The 14,081-nt window shown below is 60.5% G+C and carries 16 protein-coding genes and 1 pseudogene; 11 read left to right on the forward strand and 6 right to left on the reverse strand.

Going from position 1 to position 14,081, the window contains the following annotated elements; all coding sequences use genetic code 11:
- Nucleotides 1-18 precede the first annotated feature (18 nt).
- The 3 genes from AC3ISG_RS23965 to AC3ISG_RS23975 all read left to right on the forward strand — a co-directional run bounded on the left by AC3ISG_RS23965 (nt 19) and on the right by AC3ISG_RS23975 (nt 3,783).
- Nucleotides 19-312, forward strand: coding sequence for a hypothetical protein (locus AC3ISG_RS23965; RefSeq protein WP_122534371.1), 294 nt, complete (start codon nt 19-21; stop codon nt 310-312).
- A 171-nt stretch (nt 313-483) separates the two neighbouring features.
- Nucleotides 484-735, forward strand: a complete 252-nt coding sequence (locus tag AC3ISG_RS23970) for a TIGR02647 family protein (RefSeq protein ID WP_122534129.1) — start codon at nt 484-486, stop codon at nt 733-735.
- A 198-nt stretch (nt 736-933) separates the two neighbouring features.
- Nucleotides 934-3,783 (forward strand): class I adenylate cyclase, encoded by a 2,850-nt coding sequence (locus tag AC3ISG_RS23975; protein WP_489298123.1) that lies wholly within the window; start codon nt 934-936, stop codon nt 3,781-3,783.
- 25 nt (nt 3,784-3,808) lie between these two features.
- On the opposite strand, the gene AC3ISG_RS23980 is transcribed toward AC3ISG_RS23975, so the two are convergent.
- Nucleotides 3,809-4,042 (reverse strand): DUF1289 domain-containing protein, encoded by a 234-nt coding sequence (locus AC3ISG_RS23980; RefSeq protein WP_122534131.1) that lies wholly within the window; start codon nt 4,040-4,042, stop codon nt 3,809-3,811.
- The gene (gene cyaY / locus AC3ISG_RS23985; protein ID WP_272629625.1) at nt 4,039-4,395 is read right to left on the reverse strand and encodes an iron donor protein CyaY; all 357 of its coding nucleotides are present in this window, start codon (nt 4,393-4,395) and stop codon (nt 4,039-4,041) included. Before cyaY ends, AC3ISG_RS23980 begins: the two co-directional genes overlap by 4 nt.
- Nucleotides 4,396-4,681: 286 nt before the next feature.
- Between cyaY and lptM the strand changes: the two genes are divergently transcribed.
- The 6 genes from lptM to AC3ISG_RS24015 are packed head-to-tail and all read left to right on the forward strand — an operon-like array spanning nt 4,682 to nt 9,279.
- Nucleotides 4,682-4,843 (forward strand): LPS translocon maturation chaperone LptM, encoded by a 162-nt coding sequence (gene lptM / locus AC3ISG_RS23990; RefSeq protein WP_037016591.1) that lies wholly within the window; start codon nt 4,682-4,684, stop codon nt 4,841-4,843.
- 9 nt (nt 4,844-4,852) lie between these two features.
- Nucleotides 4,853-6,100 (forward strand): diaminopimelate decarboxylase, encoded by a 1,248-nt coding sequence (gene lysA, locus AC3ISG_RS23995; protein ID WP_489298124.1) that lies wholly within the window; start codon nt 4,853-4,855, stop codon nt 6,098-6,100.
- Nucleotides 6,101-6,104: 4 nt separating this feature from the next.
- On the forward strand, nt 6,105-6,935 hold the full coding sequence (dapF, locus tag AC3ISG_RS24000; RefSeq protein WP_272629627.1) for a diaminopimelate epimerase: 831 nt from the start codon (nt 6,105-6,107) through the stop codon (nt 6,933-6,935).
- 13 nt (nt 6,936-6,948) lie between these two features.
- Entirely contained in the window at nt 6,949-7,686 is a 738-nt protein-coding gene (locus tag AC3ISG_RS24005) for a DUF484 family protein (protein ID WP_489298125.1), read from the forward strand.
- Nucleotides 7,687-7,688: 2 nt separating this feature from the next.
- Complete coding sequence (xerC, locus tag AC3ISG_RS24010; protein ID WP_122623532.1) at nt 7,689-8,594, forward strand: tyrosine recombinase XerC; 906 nt, start codon at nt 7,689-7,691, stop codon at nt 8,592-8,594.
- A complete protein-coding gene (locus AC3ISG_RS24015; protein WP_489298126.1) occupies nt 8,584-9,279 on the forward strand; it encodes an HAD family hydrolase in 696 nt (231 codons plus the stop codon). Before xerC ends, AC3ISG_RS24015 begins: the two co-directional genes overlap by 11 nt.
- A 109-nt stretch (nt 9,280-9,388) precedes the next feature.
- On the opposite strand, the gene AC3ISG_RS24020 is transcribed toward AC3ISG_RS24015, so the two are convergent.
- The 4 genes from AC3ISG_RS24020 to glnK form a co-directional block, all read right to left on the reverse strand.
- A complete protein-coding gene (locus AC3ISG_RS24020) occupies nt 9,389-9,718 on the reverse strand; it encodes a hypothetical protein (RefSeq protein WP_122534138.1) in 330 nt (109 codons plus the stop codon).
- Between the two features lie 93 nt (nt 9,719-9,811).
- Nucleotides 9,812-10,243 (reverse strand): secondary thiamine-phosphate synthase enzyme YjbQ, encoded by a 432-nt coding sequence (locus AC3ISG_RS24025; protein WP_122623534.1) that lies wholly within the window; start codon nt 10,241-10,243, stop codon nt 9,812-9,814.
- A gap of 249 nt (nt 10,244-10,492) precedes the next feature.
- A complete protein-coding gene (locus tag AC3ISG_RS24030) occupies nt 10,493-11,830 on the reverse strand; it encodes an ammonium transporter (RefSeq protein ID WP_037016614.1) in 1,338 nt (445 codons plus the stop codon).
- 34 nt (nt 11,831-11,864) lie between these two features.
- Nucleotides 11,865-12,203, reverse strand: coding sequence for a P-II family nitrogen regulator (gene glnK, locus AC3ISG_RS24035; protein ID WP_002555808.1), 339 nt, complete (start codon nt 12,201-12,203; stop codon nt 11,865-11,867).
- A gap of 415 nt (nt 12,204-12,618) precedes the next feature.
- On the opposite strand from glnK, the gene AC3ISG_RS24040 reads away from it, so the two are divergent.
- Nucleotides 12,619-12,903 (forward strand): accessory factor UbiK family protein, encoded by a 285-nt coding sequence (locus AC3ISG_RS24040; protein WP_489298127.1) that lies wholly within the window; start codon nt 12,619-12,621, stop codon nt 12,901-12,903.
- 202 nt (nt 12,904-13,105) lie between these two features.
- Nucleotides 13,106-13,957, forward strand: a pseudogene (locus AC3ISG_RS24045) (YifB family Mg chelatase-like AAA ATPase); the annotation flags it as partial.
- Nucleotides 13,958-14,081 lie beyond the last annotated feature (124 nt).

Genomic DNA, 14,081 nt, shown 5'->3' on the forward strand with positions numbered 1-14,081 from the left:
CAGGACATCGAGAACGACATGAGCGACAACATCGAAAACGACGAAGAAGAGTTTGCGGAAGCGACGCTGATTGAAGCCATCGAAAATCAGATCGAGAGCGACAACCCGCCAGCCGCAAAAGCCACCTACAACAAGCTGACCCTGGTGGGCATCGAGCGCGAAGAAATTCTGCAGATGATGGCCCACATTCTGGCGTTGGAGATCGACGGGATACTGGCTGAAGATCGCCCGTTCAATACTGCCTGGTACGAAGCCGCCCTGCGTGCACTGCCCGACATGCCGCCGGGCGTGCGACTGGCGGAAGACGAGTAACACCTGCCAGATATGCCGGTCCGCTCACCCAACCTGACGACCGGCCAGATACTTCCAGCAAAATCCCCAGACCTGACTACACTCCAACAGCCTCGCTGCCGCATGGCGACGGGGCCGTCACGCCTGCGATTCTGATCGCGGTGTATCCACTGGAAAAAGTCTGGAGCACCTATGTCGTTTACCCCTGAATTGGTTGCCGAGCTGGAAATCCTGTCGCTGTTCAATCTGAGCAACACCAAAGAGGGACTGAAGGTCCACCACCATTCCGCGGCTCCCGCAGCCATCGCTGCCGCTCAAAGACTCTTCGACAAAGGCCTCACCACGCAACACGACGGAGGCTATTTGACCAGCCTGGGGCTGGATGCCGCCGACCACGCTCAATCGCTGCTGATCATTCTTGCCACCAGCCAGGAAGCTGCCTGACTCGACCCTCGCGAAACCTTTGCATGTACGCATCAAATAAAGGTTTCGCGAATCCTCCATTTAGACGATGCTGCGCCGATAAAATAATGGCGCCATAAAAAAGACCCGCGATTGTGCCGTATAGGCCTGACGCCATGCTGTCTTGATTATCGCTACACCTTTACTTCATGCAGTGCCGCCCGCCGGCTTCGAGTCGCGATGACGCGTAGTTCCGAAATTCGCCCGGATCTGGATGAGGGCATTGATCGCAAGGTCCTCGCTCAGTTACGCAGCCGCTTCCTGGCGCTGAGTGAGAGTCGACTGGCGCGCGCATACGAAGGCTTATCGCCCCGCCAGCAAAGCGTGCTATCGCTGCTGCCGCTATTTTTCCACGTTAATCATCCGCTGTTGCCAGGCTACGTGTCGGGCTCCACCCCCGCTGGCGTTTCCCATTACGAGCCTGACGCCCAGGCCCTTGCCGAAGCGCAGCGCCTGACGCGGTCGTTCTCCTACAAACCACGTCGGGTGAATCCCCCCCAGCCGATTCACGGCATCTTTCTGATGGGCAGCCTTGGGACCCTTGCCCAGGCTGACCAGAGCGACATGGACGTGTGGATCTGCCACGACCCGCTGCTGTCGGCCGACGAAATCCAGGAGTTGCGCAGGAAGTGCCAGTCTCTGGAAAGCTGGGCGGCGAGCATGGGAGCCGAGGCGCATTTCTTTCTCGTCGATCCGGAGCGTTTTGTCGTCGGCGAGCGCGACGCGCAGCTGAGTGGGGAGGACTGCGGGACGACGCAGCACTATCTGTTACTCGACGAGTTTTATCGCACTGCTATCTGGCTCGCCGGGCGCACCCCGATGTGGTGGCTGGTGCCGGTCTATGAGGAAACGCGCTACGCCGAATACACCCACACCCTGCTGTCGAAGCGCTTTATTCGTGCCGACGAGGTGCTGGACCTCGGCAACATGTCGCACATCCCGCCGGGCGAATTTATCGGCGCCGGGCTCTGGCAGTTGTTCAAAGGCATCGAATCGCCCTACAAGTCGGTGCTCAAACTGCTGCTCACCGAGGCCTACGCCAGCGAACACCCGCAGGTGCAGTGCCTGAGCATGCGCTTTAAGAACGCCGTGTTCGCCAAACGAGTAGACCTCGACGAACTGGACCCGTACGTGATGGTGTACCGGCGCATCGAGGAATACCTGCTGGCACGGGGCGAGCCCGAGCGGCTGGAGCTGGCACGTCGCAGTTTGTACCTGAAAGTGAACAAGAAACTCACGGGGGCTACTCGCCACCGCAGCAACGGTTGGCAGCGTCTTCTGCTGGAACGGCTGGTCAATGAGTGGAACTGGGACGATCGTCAGCTGGCGCTGCTCGACAGCCGCAGCCAATGGAAAGTGCGTCAGGTCGCCAGCGAACGTCGCGCACTGGTCGGCGAGCTCAACCTCAGTTACCGCTTCCTGACCCAGTTCGCGCGGGCGCAAAAGGCAGTCAATTCGATCAGCAAGCGCGACCTCAATGTGCTCGGGCGCCGGCTGTATGCGGCCTTCGAACGCAAAGCCGGCAAAGTGGAATTTCTCAATCCGGGCATCGCGCCGGATCTGGCAGAAGATACGCTGACGCTGGCGCAACTGCCGAACAAGCGCGAGCCCGGCAGGTATCAATGGTGTCTGTATAACGGCAACCTGAGTACCCACGAGCTGGAGACGTTTGCGCCGATCAAGCGCAGCCGCGAGTTGCTGGAGCTGCTTACGTGGTGCCATCGCAACAACGTCATCGACAGCAGCACGCGCCTGGCGCTGCACCCTGGCATCAGCGATCTCACCGAATTCGAGCTTTTCAATCTGCAAAGCGCGTTGCAGCAGAGCATTGCCCTGCCGCTGGGCATGATCGATGAAGACGTACTGCTGAGCCCGAGCGTGCCCCGCGAGATCCTGCTGTTGGTCAACGTCGGCATCGACCCGCTCAGGCACCACAAAGACCTGAACATCCTGATGACCACCGAGCGGACTGACTCGCTGAGCTACGCAGGTGTCCGCGAAAATCTGGTGCTGACCTTCGACCAGATCACCCTCAACAGCTGGAACGAGGTGTTGGTTAATCGCTTCGACGGCCCCCATGCGCTGCTGGACTGCCTGACGGAGTTGCTCAACAGCCTGCCGGAAAAGTCCGCAAGGCCTGTCATCCGCGTGCGCTGTTTTTGCCACAACCGTGCGCAGGCTATCGCCCAGCGCGTGGAAGAGCTCATCGGCACCGCGCAACTGCTGCTGGACCGGCGCCTGAATCATCGCTATCTCATTCAGGTCGAGCAGCGTTACCACGTTCTGGAAATGATCCCCGGCCAGGTCAGCCACGTCACGCTCGAACACGTGCCGGCACTGTTTGATTATCTGGGTGAAGAGCTTTCTGCCTACAGCCCGCTTCATCTGGACCCGCAAGCACTGGACGACTCGGACTTGTCGCTGTTCATCCCGTACGGGCAGCCCGAGTGCATTCAGGTTTTTTACCGGATCAACGAACCCAATGCCGACCTGTACGTGCTCGATGAGCGCAATGCGTTATGGCATCAGCAGGTGCCGTATCACACTGAATCCAGCCTGCTGGTGCCGCTGCAGCGCTTCTTTCAGTCGCTGATGTACCGACGCGTAGCGTTGTTGCCGATGGATAACCCGCTGGAATCAACCTCGCTGGAGGCTTTGTATTACCGCATAACCCCCGATGGATCAGGGCGAGCCCGCCGCGTTGAGCAGCGCTCGCCTCCGGCAATGCTTATCGAAAAACCATTTTTCGATGTGCAGGCGATTATCGAGGAGGCGAGCCCAGGCCAGGTCAGCGTGACGCTGTATTGCGACGGGATGGAGTTCTCAGACCTCGAATTCGGCGATCAGCTGTTCAGCGTCGTGGCGCGGCGAATTCTCGACCAGCGCCGTGAGCCGCAACGTTACCGCTGTTACATCACCGACCTGGACCTGTCCGGGATTCTGGGGGATGCGCGCGGTCAGACCATCCTGTTCCTGCGCTACAAAGCCGAGCTGGAACACTCACTGAATGCCGCGATGGATGAGGTTTGATGACGGCCGGCTCGCCACAGACGATTCAGCGTGCGACGCAATTTACACTGCGACGCTGATCGGCTTGTCGCACGATCTCACGCCGACGCTCATCGGTCGCCGCCCGCCACTCGCGTATGTCTTCGACGTGGCGCTGGCACCCCGTGCAGACCTTGTCTTCGTCGAGCCGGCAGATGCTGATGCAGGGCGACGGAACAGCCGGGCTGACGTTGCTGAACAGCGGCTTTGGCGGTTTGACCGGCGTTGCGTTAACGGTCACTGGCGGTTGCCATCGCTGCCGTCGAGGGCATCGAAGTCGATCTCTTCGCCGGCCTGCTGCTTCGCCAGACGATAGAGCATCTCGCTCAACAGCTCTTCGCTCTTGTCGCAGATCCAGTGCTTTGCGTCCTCGTCGTAGTCAAAGTGAAAACCACCCGACGCAGCCGCCAGCCACAGCTGACGCAAAGGCTCCTGACGGCTGAAAATGAACTGCGAGCCGTTTTCGAATTTCACGGTCAGCACACCGGCCGAACTCTCAAGGTCCAGATCCAGACCGCTCTCGTCGAAGATGTCCTGGAGCTTTTCCTGGGTGGCATCGACCAGATCGTGAAAACGGGCTTCGGTCAAACTCATTGCATGAACCTCAAAAGTGTCAGCGGATGGCGCAGCGACGCACGATACGGTCGCTCCCCGGCAAATGCAAAGCCTACCCGCCCAACTGCAATGGCGGGACCGGCTTTTGTCGGTAAGGTACCGAACGTCATTGCATCACAGACTGCGTCAGAAATCCGCGCGTGCTGCTCAGTCTAATTGCGTGACGGCGTCAAACCCCCGCCGGACGGGAACTCCAGCGCATAGGCAATCTGTCGGGTGGCCGGTATACTCGGGCGCAATTAATGCTTATACAAAGGATTTCGCCATGAAGCGCCTGATTTCCTCCCTGGCCGCGCTGCTTGCAGTTGCGTGTCTGGTCTCTGCCTGCGGTCAGAAAGGTCCACTGTATCTGCCCGACGACGACTCGTCCGACGGCTCCAGCCAGACCAAGTCGCACTCGCACAAGCATCAGACTTCGACCTACTAGGAATCAGTCATGGACGCCTTCAACTACCGCGACGGTGAGCTGTTCGCGGAAGGAGTGGCGTTGTCTGCCATCGCCGAACGCTTCGGCACGCCGACATACGTCTATTCCCGCGCGCACATCGAGGCGCAGTATCGCGCCTACGCCGACGCCCTGAGCGGCATGCCGCATTTGGTCTGTTACGCGGTCAAAGCCAACTCCAACCTGGGTGTTCTCAATGTCCTGGCGCGCCTGGGCGCCGGTTTCGACATCGTTTCCCGTGGCGAACTGGAGCGCGTACTGGCGGCAGGCGGTCAGGCTGACAAGATTGTCTTTTCCGGCGTAGGCAAGACCCGTGATGACATGCGCCGAGCCCTCGAAGTCGGCGTGCATTGCTTTAATGTCGAATCCACCGACGAACTCGAACGCCTGCAAGTCGTTGCCGCCGAAATGGGCGTGCGCGCCCCGGTTTCGTTGCGCGTCAACCCGGACGTCGACGCCGGCACCCACCCCTACATCTCCACCGGCCTCAAGGAAAACAAATTCGGCATCGCCATCGTGGACGCCGAAGACGTTTACATCCGCGCCGCGCAGCTACCGAATCTTGACGTTATTGGCGTCGACTGCCACATCGGCTCCCAACTGACCACGCTCTCGCCTTTCGTGGATGCCCTGGATCGCTTGCTCGATCTGGTCGACCGGCTGGGCGATTGCGGCATTCTGCTGAAGCATATTGATCTGGGCGGCGGTCTGGGCGTGCGTTATCGCGATGAAGAGCCACCACTCGCGGGCGAGTACATCAAGGCCGTGCGTGAACGCCTCGATGGCCGCGATCTGGCGCTGATGTTCGAGCCCGGCCGCTTCATCGTTGCCAATGCCGGCGTGCTGCTGACCCGCGTCGAGTACCTCAAGCACACCGAGCACAAGGACTTCGCTATCGTCGATGCCGCCATGAACGACCTGATTCGTCCGGCGCTGTACCAGGCGTGGATGGACGTAACTGCGGTCAAGCCCCGTGACGGCGCCAAACGCACCTACGACATCGTCGGCCCGATCTGCGAAACCGGGGATTTCCTGGCCAAAGAGCGCGAACTCGCGCTGGCTGAAGGCGATTTGCTGGCCGTGCATTCCGCCGGCGCCTATGGCTTCGTGATGAGCTCCAACTACAACACCCGCGGGCGTACCGCCGAGGTGCTTGTGGATGGCGAGCAAGCCTTCGAAGTGCGTCGCCGTGAAACCGTGACTGAGCTGTTTGCCGGCGAAAGCCTGCTGCCGGAGTAATCCCATGCTGCTGCGTTTTACCAAGATGCATGGCCTGGGCAATGATTTCATGGTGTTGGACCTTGTGAGCCAGCACGCGCACATTACGCCCAAGCATGCCAAGCAATGGGGCGATCGCCACACTGGCATCGGCTTCGATCAGTTGCTGCTGGTCGAAGCGCCGAACAATCCGGACGTGGACTTCCGTTACCGGATTTTCAATTCCGACGGTTCCGAGGTCGAGCAATGCGGCAATGGCGCGCGCTGCTTCGCCCGTTTCGTGCTGGACAAGCGGCTGACGGCCAAGAAGCAGATTCGCGTCGAGACCAAAGGCGGCATCATCGAGCTGGACATCCGCAACGACGGCCAGATCAGCGTTGATATGGGCGCGCCGCGCCTGGTGCCGGCGGACATCCCGTTCGATGCGCCGGAGCAGGCCACCAGTTATACCCTCGATGTCGATGGCGAAACCGTCGAACTCGCGGCCGTGTCCATGGGCAACCCCCATGCCGTGCTACGCGTCTACGACATCAACAACGCACCCGTGCATGTGCTGGGCGCGAAAATCGAACACCATCCGCGCTTTCCGGCTCGGGTGAACGTGGGGTTTCTCCACGTCGTCGACCGTCAGCGCGCGCAATTGCGGGTGTGGGAACGCGGCGCCGGGGAAACTCAGGCCTGCGGCACCGGAGCCTGCGCGGCAGCGGTCGCGGCCATTACCCAAGGCTGGATGGATTCGCCGATGTTGATCGACCTGCCGGGCGGACGCCTGTCCATCGAGTGGGCCGGTCCTGGCCATTCGGTGGTGATGACTGGCCCGGCTGTCCGGGTTTACGAAGGCCAAGTACGTCTATGAGCGAGAGTATCCAATGACCGATCAGCCTCAGACTTCAAACGACACGCCCGGCCAACCCCCTGCCGAGAACGCAGTGCCTGCCCCTGAAGCCGAGGCGGTCGCGGCCTGGCTGCAACAACACCCTGATTTCTTCGCCGAACACGACGAACTGCTAGCGATGATGCGCGTCCCGCACCAACGGGGCGACACCGTCTCGCTGGTCGAACGCCAGCTTAAACTGCTGCGCGAGCGCAACATCGAGATGCGCCACCGGCTCTCGCAACTGATGGACGTTGCCCGGGACAACGACCGGCTGTTTGAAAAAACCCGCCGGCTGATTCTCGATCTGATGGACGCAACCAGTCTGGAAGAAATCGTCATCTGCGTGGAAGACAGCCTGCGCCAAGAGTTTCAGGTGCCCTTCGTCAGCCTTATTCTGTTCAGCGACCACCCGATGACCGTTGGCCGCTGGGTCAGTGCCGCCGACGCGCAGAAAGCCATCGGTGGGCTGATGTCGGGCGGCAAAACCCTGTGTGGCGCGCTGCGCGAGCATGAACTCGAGTTCCTGTTCGGCAGCGAGCAAAGCAAGGAAGTAGGCTCGACCGCCCTGGCTTCCCTCACCCATCAAGGTTTGCATGGCGTTCTGGCCATCGGCAGCCGTGATCCGCAGCATTACAAAAGCTCGGTCGGCACGCTGTTTCTCAGTTACATCGCCGACGTGCTCAGCCGCCTGCTGCCCCGCTTCACCAACTCGCTGCGTTCGGTTCGCTAGTCATGGAAGGGCAACTGGACGCTTACTGCACGCACCTGCGCAGTGAGCGCCAAGTGTCGAGCCATACGCTTGAAGCCTATCGCCGCGACCTGAACAAGGTCCTGGCGTTCTGCGAAAAGCAGCACATCGACAGCTGGAAAGCGCTGGATATTCAGGCCATGCGCAGCCTTGTCGCTCGCCTTCACCAGCAGGGTCAATCCTCGCGCAGCCTGGCCCGACTGCTGTCAGCCGTTCGCGGCTTCTATCACTACCTCAACCGCGAAGGCCTCTGCGATCACGATCCGGCCAATGGCCTGTCACCGCCCAAGGGCGAGCGTCGCCTGCCGAAAACGCTTGATGCCGACCGAGCCCTGCAACTGCTTGAAGGCGGCGTCGAAGACGATTTCCTGGCCCGGCGCGATCAGGCCATCCTCGAGCTTTTCTATTCGTCAGGCCTGCGCCTGTCCGAGTTGACCGGACTGAACTGTGCAGACCTGGATCTGGCGGACGGTCTCGTGCAGGTCCTCGGCAAAGGCAGCAAAACTCGCGTTTTACCGGTCGGCAAAAAGGCCCGGGAAGCGCTGGAGGAATGGCTCAAGCAGCGGGCGCTGGCCAATCCACAGGACGATGCTGTGTTCGTCAGCCAGCAGGGCCGGCGCCTCGGGCCGCGATCGATCCAGCTGCGGGTCAAGGCCGCTGGCGAACGCGAGTTGGGCCAGAATCTGCACCCGCATATGCTTCGCCATTCATTCGCCAGTCACTTGCTGGAGTCGTCCCAGGACCTGCGCGCCGTGCAGGAGCTGCTGGGTCACGCCGACATCGCCACCACTCAGATCTACACCCACCTGGATTTCCAGCATCTGGCCACGGTGTACGACAGCGCCCATCCACGGGCCAAGCGCAAAGGTAACGCCGACAATGAGCATTAAGCTGATCACCTTCGATCTGGACGACACGCTGTGGGAAACCGCACCGGCAATTGTCAGTGCCGAAGCCAAGCTACGTGAGTGGCTGGCTGCCAACGCGCCAAAGCTAGGGCCGGTTCCGGTCGAGCATCTGTGGGAAATCCGCTCGCGACTCATCGAAGAGGATCCGACGTTCAAGCACCGGATCAGTGCGTTGCGCCGTACGGTGCTGTTTCACGCCCTGGAGGACGCTGGCTACAGTCAGGCCGAAGCCCACGAGCTGGCGGACCAGAGCTTTGAAGTATTCCTTCAAGGGCGGCACCAATTGGACATCTTCCCTGAAGTGGTGCCGACACTGGAAATCCTGACCAAGTCTTACACGCTGGGTGTCGTGACCAACGGCAATGCGGACGTTCGACGCCTGGGCCTGGCCGATTATTTCGCCTTCGCTCTGTGCGCCGAGGACCTGGGCATCGGCAAACCAGACCCTGCTCCCTTCGTTGAAGCGCTGAAACGCGGCAATGCCGATGCCAGTCAGGCCGTGCATGTCGGCGACCACCCCGGTGACGACATCGCCGGTGCTCAGCAGGCCGGCATGCGGGCGATCTGGTACAACCCCGCTGGCAAAGTCTGGGAGGCTGAAAGAGCGCCGGATGCCGAGATCAGCAGCCTGACGCAATTGCCCGAGGTGCTGGCGCGCTGGGGTTGATCCGTGTCTCCCCCGGTATGAATGCCGGCTTTTGCGTCGGCAACCCGGATCGCAGGCCATAAAAAACCCGCAGCGACAGCGGGTTTTTCATCAAGCGCACAACCGGCCTTTAGATAGGGCGGCTGCCGTACTTGTTATCAGGCTTCTTGGGTGGATCGGCGACCACATTGGCCTCCACTTCCACGACCTTGCCACCGCGAGCGAGGAATTCTTCCATCGCGCGAGCCAGAGCATCACGCTCTTTGTTCTTGGCTTCCACGCTCGGCAATTCGTCTACCGAGACGGCGGCCTTGGCCTTGCCCTTGGCCGGAGTCGCAGAGACTTCAGCGCTGTCGTCGACCTCCACTACATCTTCATCGGAAGCCGCAGCAAGCCCCTCGCCGCCCTCCTCGTCTTCCAGCTCGTCTTCCAGACCTTCTTCGATGTCGTCGTCGCTCATGTTCTACCTCATGACTTGCGCAAGCAGATTAGTTATAGCCCAGCCGGGCTTGATTTCTTGGACAGCCGGAAAAAATTCAACTACCGCAGACTCTCAGCGGTCGTGTCCCTCACCTTGAAGCGTGGCGAGGACTCTACGGGCTCCGCCTGCATCGCGGTGCTCGCCCAGATAAATACCTTGCCATGTGCCCAACGCCAGCCGTCCATTTGTAACCGGCAATGTCAGCTGGCAGCCAAGCAGACTGGCTTTGAAGTGCGCAGGCAGATCGTCGGGCCCTTCGTCGTCATGCTCGTAACCGTCGCGCCCCTGAGGCACCAGACGGTTGAAGAACCGCTCGAAATCGCGACGTACCGCCGGGTCGGCGTTCTCGTTGACGGTCAACGAGGCCGAGGTGTGTTGCAGCCAGACATGCAGCAGGCCAATGCGGCATTCGCGTAATTCGCGAAGGCCCGCAACGATCTCGTCAGTCACCAGATGGAAACCACGAGGCCTTGCCCGCAGCGTGATCAAGGTCTGTTGCCACATACCGTTCTCCGCCCTTCGGCGCGCATTCTAACGCGCTGGAAAAAAAAACAAAGTGCGTAATGAGCGACGATTTTTACGGGCGCAGAACAAGGGCATTTATGCCCTCTCAAGCGTCCGGAATCGCCAGGTTTGGCCGAACATTGCAGCGGATGTCCCTGCCTGGAACACCCGCCCCCTGTGCGGACATCCCTATCGACAAACCCCAGACAAAAAAATGCCCGGAGACCCGGGCATTTTTTCATGCGTGGATTACAAGTTGTAGCCACGTTCGTTGTGTTGCGCCAGATCCAGGCCGACCGCTTCTTCTTCTTCGGTGACACGCAGGCCCATGACCATGTCGAGCACCTTGAGAATGATGAAGGTCACGATCGCGGTGTAGATGACCGTGAAGCCGACGCCTTTGCACTGAATCCAGACTTGTGCCGCGATGTCGGTCACAGTGCCGAAGCCGCCCAGCGAAGGGGCTGCAAACACGCCAGTCAGGATCGCGCCAAGGATACCGCCGATACCGTGAACGCCGAACGCATCCAGGGAGTCGTCGTAGCCCAGTTTGCGTTTCAGGCTGGTGGCGCAGAAGAAGCAGACCACGCCTGCCGCCAGACCGATGATCAGGCCGCCCATTGGGCCGACAGTACCGGCAGCCGGAGTCACAGCAACCAGACCGGCAACCACACCCGAGGCAATGCCCAGCGCGCTTGGCTTACCGTGGGTCAGCCATTCGGCGAACATCCAGCCCAGCGCTGCAGCAGCAGTGGCGATCTGGGTGACCAGCATGGCCATACCGGCGGTGCCGTTGGCCGCAGCTGCGGAACCTGCGTTGAAGCCGAACCAGCCCACCCAGAGCATGGCCGCACCTACCAGGGTGTAACCCAGATTGTGCGGGGCCATCGGAGTGGTCGGGAAACCTTTACGCTTGCCGAGTACCAGGCACGCTACCAGGCCAGCCACACCGGCGTTGATGTGAACAACGGTGCCGCCCGCGAAGTCCAGAACGCCCCAGTCCCACAACAGACCGCCGACGCCGCTCCAGACCATGTGCGCAATCGGCGCGTAAACCAGGGTGAACCAGATCGCCATGAAGATCAGCATCGCGGAGAACTTCATGCGTTCTGCGAAGGCGCCAACGATCAGGGCCGGGGTGATGATGGCGAAGGTCATCTGGAAGGTCACGAAGACGGCTTCCGGGAACAGTGCCGCAGGGCCAGTGATGCTTGCCGGGGTGATGCCTGCCAGGAACGCCTTCGACAGACCGCCGACGAAGGAGTTGAAGTTGACGACGTTGGCTTCCATCCCGGTGGTGTCGAACGCCATGCTGTAGCCGTAGACGACCCACAGGATGCTGATCAGACCGGTAATGGCGAAGCATTGCATCATCACGGAAAGAATGTTTTTAGAGCGGACCATGCCGCCGTAGAACAGCGCCAGACCGGGGATGGTCATGAACAGCACCAGCGCGGTAGAGGTCAGCATCCAGGCGGTGTCGCCGGAATTGAGTACAGGGGCTGCCACTTCGTCTGCCGCCATGGCCAAGCCAGGGGTTACGAGGGACAACAGGGCTCCTAGCCCTGCGAATTGACGCAGAGTCATATTGTTTTCTCCTGGGGCGTTGGGGTTTGGCGGCTTAGATTGCGTCGGTATCGGTTTCGCCGGTACGGATGCGGATGGCCTGTTCCAGATTGACCACGAAGATCTTGCCGTCACCGATCTTGCCGGTGTTGGCCGCTTTGGTTATCGCTTCGATAACGCGGTCCAGATCCTTGTCGTCGATCGCAACATCGATCTTCACCTTGGGGAGGAAGTCGACTACATACTCCGCACCGCGATACAGCTCGGTGTGGCCTTTCTGACGTCCGAAGCCTTTGACTTCAGTAACCGTGATGCCCTGCACGCCGATTTCGGACAGCGACTCGCGTACGTCGTCCAGCTTGAACGGCTTGATGATGGCAGTGACTAGCTTCATGAAACTTTCTCCCGAATTGGTGGACTTGCCCCAGGAAAACAAACCCGACTCAAGTCTAAGCGCAGTGTCTGGCTTTGTAACGCGTCGTGTCCGCAAGAGACCTGACCAACTCCAGAAAACCGCTTCTGACGAAACATTCCCCGCTCCGCCTGCCGCACTGCATTCGTCACAGCGACTGCATCAGTGCATGGGTTACAAGCCACTAAGCAGAAAGCTTGCCATCTCATCGATCGGCGTGAATTTCGGCACTTGAACCGTTAATTCACGCTTCAGAGTAGTCATCGATTGCCAGCGCCGCACAACAACGGTGCGCGCGTGCCCGAGACGATGCGCGAAAAGCGTGCAGAGCGTTGCGCGTGGCGGGCGGTCGAAAGCTGCGTGCTACACTCGCGCCCTCTGATTCTGGAGTTTCATCATGCTCGCCCCTAAAGCCTTTCTCGACGCCCTGAGCGGCCACGCGTCCCGCCTGTTCAACGGCGAAACCCCGGTTCCCCGCAACGAATTCGAAACCCAGTTCAAGGCGCTGCTGCAGAGCGGTTTTAGCAAGCTGGATCTGGTCAGCCGGGAAGAATTCGACAGCCAGATGATCGTCCTCGCCCGCACCCGCGCCCGACTTGAGGCACTGGAAGCGAAGATGGCGGAGATGGAAGCGCAGTTGGCGACGCAGCCGAAAGCGCCAGGGGCTGAGCCACAGGGTTGAGCGTTTAACCCTGCGGGTGCTCAGGCGCAGTGCGCAATGCGCTGAACCTGGGCTTTGATGGCCTCCAACGTGGTCATCGACCTATCCTCCTGTGCCCCTGCCCTTCAATACATACCCCGAAAAACATGCCCCCGCCCACGCGCCGGGCCAATGACTATCCTTCAGCTCGCCGCAGGAAGCGGTGCTGCCTTCAAGGAAAGCCATGTCCCTCGCGATCGTTCTGAGCCGTGCCCAAGTTGGCGTTGAAGCCCCTGCCGTGACCGTTGAAACCCATCTCGCCAACGGGCTGCCCAGTCTGACGCTGGTAGGTCTGCCGGAAGGCGCGGTGAAGGAGAGCAAGGATCGGGTACGCAGTGCGATCCTTAACTGTCGGCTGGAATTCCCGGCGCGGCGGATCACACTGAATCTGGCCCCTGCCGATTTGCCCAAGGACGGCGGACGCTTCGATGTCGCCATCGCACTTGGCTTGCTGGCCGCCAGCGCGCAGGTGCCGACGCTTGCGTTGGAGGGCATCGAATGTCTGGGGGAACTGGCGTTATCGGGCGCGATTCGTCCCGTGCAGGGCGTGCTCCCGGCGGCGCTTGCTGCGCGTGAAGCGGGCCACACGCTGATCGTCCCGGCAGTGAATGCCGAGGAAGCGTGTCTGGCGTCAGGCCTGAAGGTAATCGCGGTCAGTCATCTGCTGGAGCTGGTGTCCCACCTTAATGGGCACACGGTCATCCCGCCCTATAAATCCAATGGCCTGATTCTGCAGACGCAGCCTTATCCCGACCTGAGTGAGGTGCAAGGCCAAACTGCCGCCAAACGCGCTCTATTGGTAGCCGCCGCTGGTGCCCATAACCTTCTTTTTAGTGGCCCTCCCGGCACTGGCAAGACGCTGCTTGCGAGCCGTTTGCCCGGGCTATTACCGCCGCTGGATGAGCTCGAAGCGCTGGAGGTGGCTGCGATTCAGTCGGTCGCCAGTCATGCGCCGCTGACCAGTTGGCCCCAGCGCCCTTTTCGGCAACCCCATCACTCGGCATCGGGTCCTGCGCTGGTCGGGGGCGGCTGTCGGCTTTCGAAATAGATGCGATTTTTTCGAAATTAATGCGACTGGAATATTCTACGCTTGTGGCGCCACCACTGCTTACAACCTGCGGCGCGGCATCCCGGAACACTGTCACGCCATGACTATTGAA

This window comes from Pseudomonas sp. GL_135, from assembly GCF_057834665.1.

Coding starts and splice junctions, on each gene's coding strand:
- AC3ISG_RS23965 (WP_122534371.1), top strand. CDS start 19: ATGAGCGACAACATCGAAAACGACGAAGAAGAGTTTGCGGAAGCGACG.
- AC3ISG_RS23970 (WP_122534129.1), top strand. CDS start 484: ATGTCGTTTACCCCTGAATTGGTTGCCGAGCTGGAAATCCTGTCGCTG.
- AC3ISG_RS23975 (WP_489298123.1), top strand. CDS start 934: ATGACGCGTAGTTCCGAAATTCGCCCGGATCTGGATGAGGGCATTGAT.
- cyaY (WP_272629625.1), bottom strand. CDS start 4,395: ATGAGTTTGACCGAAGCCCGTTTTCACGATCTGGTCGATGCCACCCAG.
- lptM (WP_037016591.1), top strand. CDS start 4,682: ATGAAGCGCCTGATTTCCTCCCTGGCCGCGCTGCTTGCAGTTGCGTGT.
- lysA (WP_489298124.1), top strand. CDS start 4,853: ATGGACGCCTTCAACTACCGCGACGGTGAGCTGTTCGCGGAAGGAGTG.
- dapF (WP_272629627.1), top strand. CDS start 6,105: ATGCTGCTGCGTTTTACCAAGATGCATGGCCTGGGCAATGATTTCATG.
- AC3ISG_RS24005 (WP_489298125.1), top strand. CDS start 6,949: ATGACCGATCAGCCTCAGACTTCAAACGACACGCCCGGCCAACCCCCT.
- xerC (WP_122623532.1), top strand. CDS start 7,689: ATGGAAGGGCAACTGGACGCTTACTGCACGCACCTGCGCAGTGAGCGC.
- AC3ISG_RS24015 (WP_489298126.1), top strand. CDS start 8,584: ATGAGCATTAAGCTGATCACCTTCGATCTGGACGACACGCTGTGGGAA.
- AC3ISG_RS24020 (WP_122534138.1), bottom strand. CDS start 9,718: ATGAGCGACGACGACATCGAAGAAGGTCTGGAAGACGAGCTGGAAGAC.
- AC3ISG_RS24025 (WP_122623534.1), bottom strand. CDS start 10,243: ATGTGGCAACAGACCTTGATCACGCTGCGGGCAAGGCCTCGTGGTTTC.
- AC3ISG_RS24030 (WP_037016614.1), bottom strand. CDS start 11,830: ATGACTCTGCGTCAATTCGCAGGGCTAGGAGCCCTGTTGTCCCTCGTA.
- glnK (WP_002555808.1), bottom strand. CDS start 12,203: ATGAAGCTAGTCACTGCCATCATCAAGCCGTTCAAGCTGGACGACGTA.
- AC3ISG_RS24040 (WP_489298127.1), top strand. CDS start 12,619: ATGCTCGCCCCTAAAGCCTTTCTCGACGCCCTGAGCGGCCACGCGTCC.